This is a genomic window from Bacteroides luti (assembly GCF_900128905.1).
GTDB classification, from domain to species: domain Bacteria; phylum Bacteroidota; class Bacteroidia; order Bacteroidales; family Bacteroidaceae; genus Bacteroides; species Bacteroides luti.
Genome location: NZ_FQTV01000029.1, coordinates 1 through 9828 on the forward strand (window position 1 = coordinate 1; position 9828 = coordinate 9828).

8 protein-coding genes are annotated in these 9828 nt (G+C 35.7%); 3 read left to right on the plus strand and 5 right to left on the minus strand.

Annotated features, from left to right (window positions below; all coding sequences use genetic code 11):
* Positions 1-633: 633 nt before the first annotated feature.
* Positions 634-1053 carry a hypothetical protein gene (locus BUC21_RS16060; protein WP_139261500.1) on the minus strand — a complete coding sequence of 140 codons (420 nt, stop codon included), beginning with the start codon at positions 1051-1053 and terminating at the stop codon, positions 634-636.
* A gap of 327 nt (positions 1054-1380) precedes the next feature.
* The gene (locus BUC21_RS16065; protein ID WP_073404325.1) at positions 1381-2286 is read right to left on the minus strand and encodes a glucosaminidase domain-containing protein; all 906 of its coding nucleotides are present in this window, start codon (positions 2284-2286) and stop codon (positions 1381-1383) included.
* Between the two features lie 105 nt (positions 2287-2391).
* On the opposite strand from BUC21_RS16065, the gene BUC21_RS16070 reads away from it, so the two are divergent.
* On the plus strand, positions 2392-2871 hold the full coding sequence (locus BUC21_RS16070) for a cytidine deaminase (protein WP_073404327.1): 480 nt from the start codon (positions 2392-2394) through the stop codon (positions 2869-2871).
* A 45-nt stretch (positions 2872-2916) separates the two neighbouring features.
* Positions 2917-3288: a hypothetical protein gene (locus BUC21_RS16075; protein WP_073404328.1), complete on the plus strand. Its 372-nt coding sequence runs from the start codon at positions 2917-2919 to the stop codon at positions 3286-3288.
* 77 nt (positions 3289-3365) lie between these two features.
* On the opposite strand, the gene BUC21_RS16080 is transcribed toward BUC21_RS16075, so the two are convergent.
* The 3 genes from BUC21_RS16080 to BUC21_RS16090 form a co-directional block, all read right to left on the minus strand.
* Positions 3366-5114, minus strand: coding sequence for a phospho-sugar mutase (locus BUC21_RS16080; protein ID WP_073404329.1), 1749 nt, complete (start codon positions 5112-5114; stop codon positions 3366-3368).
* Between the two features lie 115 nt (positions 5115-5229).
* On the minus strand, positions 5230-6867 hold the full coding sequence (locus tag BUC21_RS16085) for a C69 family dipeptidase (protein WP_073404330.1): 1638 nt from the start codon (positions 6865-6867) through the stop codon (positions 5230-5232).
* A gap of 21 nt (positions 6868-6888) precedes the next feature.
* Complete coding sequence (locus tag BUC21_RS16090; protein WP_073404331.1) at positions 6889-8532, minus strand: M23 family metallopeptidase; 1644 nt, start codon at positions 8530-8532, stop codon at positions 6889-6891.
* 140 nt (positions 8533-8672) lie between these two features.
* Here BUC21_RS16090 and BUC21_RS16095 point away from each other — a divergent pair, with 140 nt between their 5' ends.
* A complete protein-coding gene (locus tag BUC21_RS16095; RefSeq protein ID WP_073404333.1) occupies positions 8673-9530 on the plus strand; it encodes a TIGR01777 family oxidoreductase in 858 nt (285 codons plus the stop codon).
* The last annotated feature ends 298 nt before the right edge of the window (positions 9531-9828 follow it).

Below are 9828 nucleotides of genomic sequence, written 5' to 3' on the forward strand. Positions count from 1 at the left end.
TAAAACGAATGATGTATGGAAAGGCAAAGCTCATGCTACTGAAAAGAAAACTAGTTCTGGGAACTCTTCTTTTCAACTAAATTGCAAAAGAACCATTCCAGTTGACTACTACTGTCCCTAAGCCTATAATCAGTTGACTTACTAATTTATTAACTCTTAGACGGGTTGACCTCTTAAGGTTTAAAGTCCAAAAGAGGTTGACTTTCTTTTTGCAGGATAAAACATATGAACAAGTTGATATAGATAAAAACTTCATTAAATTTCTATAGAAGTTCTTCATTTATCAGGTTCATGTTTTAAAAGCAAATATAGTCCTTTTTTAGTTTGTTACAAATATGTGTTTGTGTATTTATCTTTATAGCTTACCCAATGTTTTTTCAGATCCCCCTCTTTTTTAGAAGCCTGTTCCGGGGTGAGCATATTCAGACTCCTGTGTGGTGTACTAAACTGATTCCAGTTGACTACTACTGTCAATGGTTCCTGCTGACGGTGGACATTTTATTAAGATGGCTAAAATCAGTGCACTATAAAAATATAACTTCCGTTGGTCACTTTCATTCAGACCAACGGAAGTTTTTCTATCTGTTCAGTTTTGGCCATACCGAAACACAAACTTGCTACAAAAATAAGAAATTATGGAAATGGTGGATACATCTTCATATCTTTCATTAGTTCCGAAGGTGGATAAGAAATTTGCCAATTTAATTGCTGCAAATCCTGTAAACTCAGATTATAACGCTGAAGTACCAAGTTCTTATCAACAACATCAGCCCATGAATGATTTGCTAATACATCTTCTTCAAAAATAAAAACATATAATGTATCTTTCAATGTATTTTCATAACAATATGAACGACCGCTCATAACATTAAACAATGCTGTGTTGTTTTTTTCATTTGGTAATGCTTTATACCAATCAGAATATGGACTGCCATTGTACCTGAAAAGAATGGCGCTATCTTCACTCCCTACATATAATGTACGACTTGTTTTATTCAAAAAATCGATTCTATCATGACAATTTTCGTCATCATTTTCACAACGGCTTCCCATTATGATGGGAATTAACAACAGAATTAATACTATTCTAAACTTTCTCATAGATTATTTTATACGGTTATTATTGCATTAGAACACAAAAATATAAAATAGTAAACACAAATTATCACAACAAAGGTAACAAAGTAACACTTTTATATATCTTATTATCAAACTAATATAAGTTATAGGAATACCGAATAGGCAACAAACTAGATTTTAAATCTTAAAATAATAACGATTTAATGGAGTATAAAATCAAAAAAATATTGCCGTGTAACTTTTGTATTGAAGTTACACGGCAATATTAATCTATGTACCAATATTTAAAAGAAGGGGTTATTATCTCAGCCAGATTAAATCTCCCACCTGAGGAACATACTCGCCCGATTTCTTATTCAGTTTGTAAAGGTTCTTAAGTCTGATACCATATAATTGAGAAATACTATGCATTGAATCGTCTTCACGAACTGTATGAACGGTATACTTTTCTGAAGCATGTTTGTTTTTCTGGTGAAGATAGATAATATCTCCTTCTGCCAATGTGTAATCCTTGGTAAGATCATTATCTTTGATGAGCTTTCTTGCGTATGTATCGAACTCATCGGCAATACTTTCGAACGTATCTCCACGGCGGGCTATAACATATAGCAACCCATTGGCGATGTAAGCCTGATGAGGTGTAAACGCTTCTTTTTCTTTCTTTTCATGAACATGCTTCTTCTTGCTCAGTCCTTCTTTGTCATACTTATAGAGTTCATAGTCTTCAATAATAGTGATTAAGCGATTTGCATAAGAAGGATCTGTAGCATATCCGGCCTTCTTTAATCCTTTTGCCCAACCTTTATAATCGGTAATATCAAGATTGAAAAGAAAAGCATACCTGGCACCGGAAGAAAGGAATTTAGAATGATCTTCGTATGAAGCATTTGGATTATTATATGCCCGGAAACATTCATTGGGTGCATCGTCATCATGAGAAACACTTGGTCCGTTCCACCTTACACCACATTTTATTCCGAAATGATTATTTGATTCCTTTGCCAAAGAGCTTTGTCCTGCTCCTGATTCCAAAAGTCCCTGAGAAAGAGTTATGCTAGCCGGAATTTTATACTCTCTCATCTGTTCTATAGCCAAGTCACTGTATTGCTTGACATAAGCCACATATTTCGGATTTCTATATTGAGCCTGAGCTAAAGTTGAGCAAACCAACAATATAGAAGCAAAAATCAATCGGGAAAATTTCATACTATATATTTTATCTGTTACTGAGCACAAAAGTCATAAAAATAATCGAATTTACCAATCTCTTTTATTAACTTTGTTATTAAAACCAATAAAACCCGTATAATTATGAAAGATCTGACGATCAAATCTATTATAAAAGTTTGCCAATACGATGAACTTTCCGATGAAGATAAAAAGCTGATTGATCAATCAATTGAAGCAACGAAGCGTAGTTATGCTCCTTATTCAAAGTTTTCAGTAGGTGCTGCAGCTTTACTCAATAATGGAATTACTGTTACCGGTAATAATCAGGAGAATGCAGCCTACCCTTCCGGACTGTGTGCCGAACGCACTACCTTGTTCTATGCAAACTCTCAATATCCGGAATCTGCAGTAAAGACTCTGGCTATTGCTGCCCGTACAGAACGTGATTTCATAGATACTCCTATTCCTCCATGCGGTGCTTGCCGACAGGTTATTCTGGAAACAGAGAAACGCTTTGGTAATTCTATTCGTATTTTACTTTATGGTAAGGAATGCATTTATATTGTAGAAGGAATCGGAAGTCTGCTTCCGCTTTCTTTTGACGCTTCGGCAATGGACTAATGGCTAGTCTACAACCTTATATATTAATATAAACGACGGTATAAAATGAAAAAGATCTTTTTACTTCTATTAGTATCTTTATCACTATCCAGCTGTATAACTACACAGACAGAGAATAAAGGTTCATACGTTTCAAAAGATTATACGAAAAGTATGTTTGTAATTAGTGATAAGGTAAAACCCGGTATGAGCAAAGCTGACTTTATCTCTCTTTTCGGGAAACCTTATAAGACTGGTTTCTATTTCGATAAGGATAAGGTTTTGCACGAAGACCTGTATTACAAAGAGCAGTTGTACATACAAACATGGTACATGATAAATACAGTATTTCATTTTGAGAATTCCATATTGATATCTCAGGAACAGGGAGATGAAAACCGGACTTTTAGTGAATGCAATTACAGTAGCAAAAAATAACTTCTTAAAAAAGTACTTATAGCAAAAAAAGCTGTCTCATTACTGAAACAGCTTTTTTTGTGAGATATAATTTCTTCTTAGATTCCAAGAGAAGTCATAACGGCTTTAATCTTTTCGTCAGCGGCAGCATTTGATTTATCATAATCTGCACGTGATTTAATATCACCTTTAACTTCAATATAGAACTTAATCTTAGGTTCTGTACCTGAAGGACGGATAGAAACTTTACTACCATCTTCAGTGAAGTATTGTAATACATTAGAAGATTCAGGCATATCCAATGCTGATTTTTCTCCGGATAGAGCATCAGTCTGCTGCAAAGCCTGGAAGTCCTTATAAAGAACAATCTTAGAACCAGCCATTTCTTTAGGAGGATTGTTGCGGAAATCAGTCATCATTTGCTTGATTTCTTCTGCTCCACTCTTACCTTGTTTCACTACAGAAACACCTTTTTCTTTAGAGAATCCGTATTCTACATAGATATCCTGAAGCAATTGATACAAAGTTTTGCCATTATCTTTTGCCCAGGCAGCAACCTCAGCAATTAAACAACAAGCAGAAACAGCATCTTTATCACGGCAGAAATCTTCGGCAAGGAATCCGTAGCTTTCTTCTCCACCACCAATGTATGTTTTCTTGCCTTCAGCCAAACGAATTTCGCGTGCAATCCATTTAAAGCCGGTATAGCAATCAAGCATTTCAATCTTATTGCAGTCTGCAATAGTCTTGATCAATTCTGTAGTAACAATTGTCTTCACTACGAATTCATCTCCTTTGATTTTATTCAAAGCTTTGTATTGAGTGATGATGTAATATAAATACATCAGACAAGTCTGGTTACCATTAATCAATACCCATTCGCCTTTATCGTCCTTGCAGGAAATACCTACACGGTCGGCATCTGGATCAGAAGCCATAACTAAATCGGCATCTGTTTCTTTAGCTTTTTCTATTGCCATTGACAATGCTGCAGGTTCTTCAGGATTAGGAGACTTCACTGTTGGGAAATCACCACTAATCACATTTTGTTCTGGCACCGGAATTACATTTGTAAAGCCCCACATTTTCAAAGAACGTGGTATAATACGTACACCTGTTCCGTGAATTGGAGTATAAACAATCTTCAAATCGTTATGACGAGCAATAACTTCAGGATCAATTGATACTGTTTTAACCTTATCCAAGTATGCTTTATCAATATCTTCGCCAATAATTTCAATTAGCGCAGGGTTGCCTTCGAACTTAATATCGGCAGCAGAAGATACTTTATTTACTTCATCAATAATACCTGAATCGTGAGGTGCAAGTACCTGTGCGCCATCATCCCAGTATGCTTTATAACCGTTATATTCTTTTGGGTTGTGAGAAGCTGTAAGAATAATACCACTCTGGCAACCTAAATGACGGATAGTGAAAGACATTTCAGGAGTTGGACGAAGGTCTTCAAACAGATAAACCTTTATTCCGTTTGCTGAAAAGATATTCGCAGAGATTTCTGCAAATTTACGGCTGTTGTTACGGCTATCGTGACCAATAACTACAGATATTTGCTTTAATTCCTTGAAAGATTTATTCAGATAGTTAGATAAACCCTGAGTTGCAGCTCCAACAGTATAAATGTTCATACGGTTACTACCTACTCCCATTATACCACGTAAACCGCCTGTTCCAAATTCCAGGTCTTTATAGAATGATTCGATCAGTTCTGTTTTATCTTCATTGTCAAGCATTCTTTTAACCTCTGCCTGAGTTTCTGCATCATAAGCGGGAGTAAGCCATTTATTAGCTTTCTCTGATACGAATTTTATCAATTCTTGATTATCCATACGATTGTTTATTTAAATTGTTTTGTGTATTCCTGATACAAAGATCGGCACAAAAATAACAAATTTCACTTATATTTTACACATTTCCAACAAACCTTTTTGTCTCATTATAGGTTTATTGTGTCACTTTATAACGATCGCCCGTAGCCTTAACAACCTCTTCAAGAAAATCTTTTGGGTATCCCGGACGCATTACCGGTGCAGGTTGTCCAATTGAGTTACGTTCGAACTTGCCATTTTTCATACGCTTCACAACTCCGTCATTGTATTTCACAATAAGGAATTCGCCCAGATGTTTCCATGTTTCAAAAGTATTTTGAGCAGACATGTTTGTGTAGTTTGTCAGAAATGCTTTTGCCTTTGCAGGATCTGTTTCGTACATTTTGGCTGCAGTAGCTTCAATTGCATCTTGTGACATATTGAATCCGCTTTCCATTTCTTTTTGAGTGGAGCGTAAATCGTCAATCATCAGACTATAACGAGGATAAATCATATTTGCAACCCAGTTAAATATCCAGAATGAAGAGTCCCATGAGAAGGTAATATAATCGCCTTTTCCCTGAGCATAACATTCAGGCACTTTATCTGTACAACAATATACCGGAGTGTAAACTGTCATATTTGCATCATCCATACCAAACCATAACACACCACCAATTGCATCTGGCTTATCAGCTCTCATCTGAGCAACAAAAGTGAATCCTGTTTGTTGAGTAGAGATTGGTCGTTCGTTAAAATATTCCTGATCGCCAACCTTATATGTCAATGGAGAAAGGCGATACGGACTTTTATATGGACCAGCTCCTAAGTCTTTTGTTAAATCGAGTGGAGTACCTTCGTAATGATCACGCATGGCATTCTTTATATCTTGTACTGACAGCTTTTTGGCTGGTTTAATGTAAAGAGGCATCGGTTCTTTGCTAGTTCCCTGAATATATCCTAAATATGATTCCATTTCGGGATTAAACATGCGGTAGAAGCTCCATACTCTGGCTTCGCAAAAACGACGTGCACTAAAATCAAGCGGAGCATAAGCATCTGCAAAACTAAAGTCTTTATTCACACCGTTAAAGTACTTTTTCTCACGGGCAAATGAAATTACATCAGAAGAATACATGCAGTTTTCCTTATCATCCATATTAAACTGATGAATACGAGATTGGTTAGCATGAGCCGCAATACAATCGTCCGGTATGCGTACTGCTACCCAGACTGCGCCACGAATGCCGGGGCCTTTTCCAACCATATCCATAATCCATACTTCATTTGGATCTGCAATGGTAAACGATTCGCCACTGCTGTAATATCCATATTCCTGAACAAGCTTATCCATTGTCTGAATAGCTTCTCTGGCTGTATGCGCTCTTTGAAGAGTTATGTAAATAAGACTTCCATAATCAATAATTCCTGTTGAATCTACCAATTCTTCACGACCACCAAAGGTTGTTTCTGCAATTGTTAACTGAAACTCGTTCATATTACCAATTACATTATATGTTTTTTTGGCTTGTTCTATTTGCCCTAAATACTTACCGGTATCCCATTCGTTTATATTCAGCATGGTTCCTTTTGCAAAGGTTCCGGAAGGGTAATGACATAGATAACCAAACATGCCATAAGAATCGGCTGAATAAGAAACAATGGTTGAACCATCTGTTGAAGCATTTTTTCCTACAATAAGATTTGTACACGCTAAAGTTTTAGCCAACAATGCAAACAGTAAGAAAGCAAAGGTTATAAGTCGTTTATTCATATATTGTTATTTTAATTATTACTACCATTTAAATGAGTCGCGATAAACCGAAGCATTACCACAATTATCTATTACAAGTATTTCCACATCGTGCTGAATTCCTTTTTGAATTTTTCTGGAATCGAGTCTGCAACTCAAACGAGAATTCATTAATTTCAGATGAAAAAGAGCAAATTTGCCATCAATCCTGCCTTTGTAATACTTGATGCCTGTTTCATTATCACGAATAGAAAAAGATACAATCCCGGCTTTCGGCCAATAGTTTTTCCCTACCGGAGCTATTCTTGGACGAATTGTGTCTATTTTAACTGTATATGTGCCAAGATCTTTTATATCCGCACAAATATATCCATTGTTATATACTCCACCTACATATTTGTATCCATTACCTATTTTCTGAGCAATATAGTACTTTTTCGTATCTTGCTTAATCATATTACGAATACCGATTTCCAATTCGCAAGGAGCATGAAGTGGTAATGGTACATTATGCAACTGGCAATCTAAGGAAATGGCTCCCGGAACATCAAATGTTTCAAAGTTAACAGGTTCATCCTTATATACCATTCCGGCAGGAACTATCAGTTGCACACCTGGTTTATTCAAAACATTCAGTTCATCCCATTTCAGTATGTACTTACTTTTAACTACAGCTTCAGGAATTTCCTGTTTCTTTCCACGAACTGTAAATGTATAATTGGAAGAGTTTCCAAATACATCTTTCAGTACAAACATAAATTTATAATCGCGTTCTTCTTTAATCTGTACAATACCTCTATCATCACCGGTATGTAGAAAACGCAGTTTATTACCCGGATCACGGAATGATTTCATATACCCTGCATACGCCCATGAATTAACCATGCGGTTTTCGTATGCCGAGAAATAATCCATATTGCTACTGCAAACTTCTTTTCCATCTACAAATAGCGTTACAGAATGTACTCCGTAATGATTAGACACATTGTCCATATAATCATGCGCCCTGATTCCGGCACCAATCTCTCCCCAGGCTTCAATTACCCTATTTCCGTAAGGGGGAAATGAGAAATTAGCTTGACGGCTATTTACCACTCCCTTTCCCGATTGTGGAAACAACATAATACTTTCAGCTCTGGGCGGTTTGGTATCTTTAACCATACCGGCATAGAACTGCAAAGGATCAACAAAATCGCCCGATTCTGTATCAATAAGGTCCATATGTAAATGTGGACCAAAAGAATATCCTTCATTACCGCTCCATCCTATCTGTTGACCAGCCTTTACCGGAAATTCATCAGGAGGAAGGTCGATAGTTACTTCGTCCAGCTCATGTTCATACTGATATTTTTCAGTATAATTTGCCAATAAATGAACAAAACCAAGCATGTGACGATAAATAGAGGTATATCCATTCTTATGTCTCACATGAAGCATGTAACCCGATCCAAGGGAAACATTTATTTGGGATACGTACCCATCTGCTATGCTATAAACAGGTAATCCTGTAACCTGCTTTGTTTTAAAATCTAATCCACCATGAAAATGGTTTGCTCTCAACTCTCCGAAATTACCACTCAGAACAATAGGAATGTTAAGTGGATTTACAAATACAGCCTTTTTTGCTTCACGTGCTGATAGTGAAAACTCACTTAACAACATCAGAGCAATTATATATCTTTTCATTAAAACTAATACTATTTTCAAGAGATGCAAACTTACGGATTTTTATTCAAAGCACACAATCATTATAAATATTAATCACTAATAAACAACATAATTGATACTTTAAACGTTATTATTTCATAAAGCAAATAACTAATTTTATGAAGGTCGCAATTACAGGGAGTACAGGATTTATAGGAAAGCATCTTAGTGACTTTCTTATGAATAAAGGTGTAGAAGTACATGCAGTGAAAAGAGAGCATTATCTTCCTGATAATAAATCGAAGTTAATATCTCTTTTAAACGGTTGTGATGCGATTATTAATCTGGCTGGAGCTTCAATTAATAGTCGTTGGACCAAAGAAAACAAACAGAAAATAAGAGATAGCAGAATAAAAACTACCAGATATTTAGTACAAGTAATCAATGAATTAGCCACTAAACCTGAAGTACTGATTTCTGCTTCTGCTGTTGGAATATATCCTGATAAAGAGATATGGAGTGAAAGAGACGGGAATTATGATAACGGATTCTTAGCCAGTGTTTGTAAAGACTGGGAAGCTGAAGCCAAAAAGGTATCTACTGACGTACGTTTAGTTATTCCCCGACTTGGTGTTGTTCTAAGTAAAGACGGAGGAGCATTTCCTAAAATGTATTTACCGTTTCGTTTGTTTATAGGAGGAAGGATAGCATCTGGCAGTCAAGGTTTTTCCTGGATACACATTGACGATTTAATGAATATATTCTGGACTATAATAACTACAAAAAAAATAAAAGGTGTTATTCATTGCACCGCTCCTCAGATGTGCGACAATCTTATATTTACCTATTCACTAGCAAAGATTGCTCATAAACCGGCATGTTTCCGCATACCATCTGTTGTCTTTAAAATTATGTATGGCGAAGGTGCATCAATTCTCACGAAAGGGCAAAAAGTATTTCCTTATAAATTATTGAATTATGGATATTCATTTCAGTATCCGGAAATAAATAAGGCTCTTAAAAATCTGTGCAACTAATTTAGTTCATCATCAGATTCTACTCTTTAACCTTTAGCACAAAAAGATAATAATAAAACAACTAATAGATATTTGATAATATATAGTAAAAGAAAATCTCCTGTACAGAATTATTAGTTCTGTTCAGGAAATTTTCTTTTGTACCAAGACTTTCAGTCTTTTGCACTATGATTTATTAATCTATCACGAATAAATAACAAGAAACCCGTTGGCGGAATTAAATTAATGCATATTTAATTTGTCCAATGGGTTTGTTATTAATCTTGTTTATATATTGAAGGATTGTAAGTGCACTAAT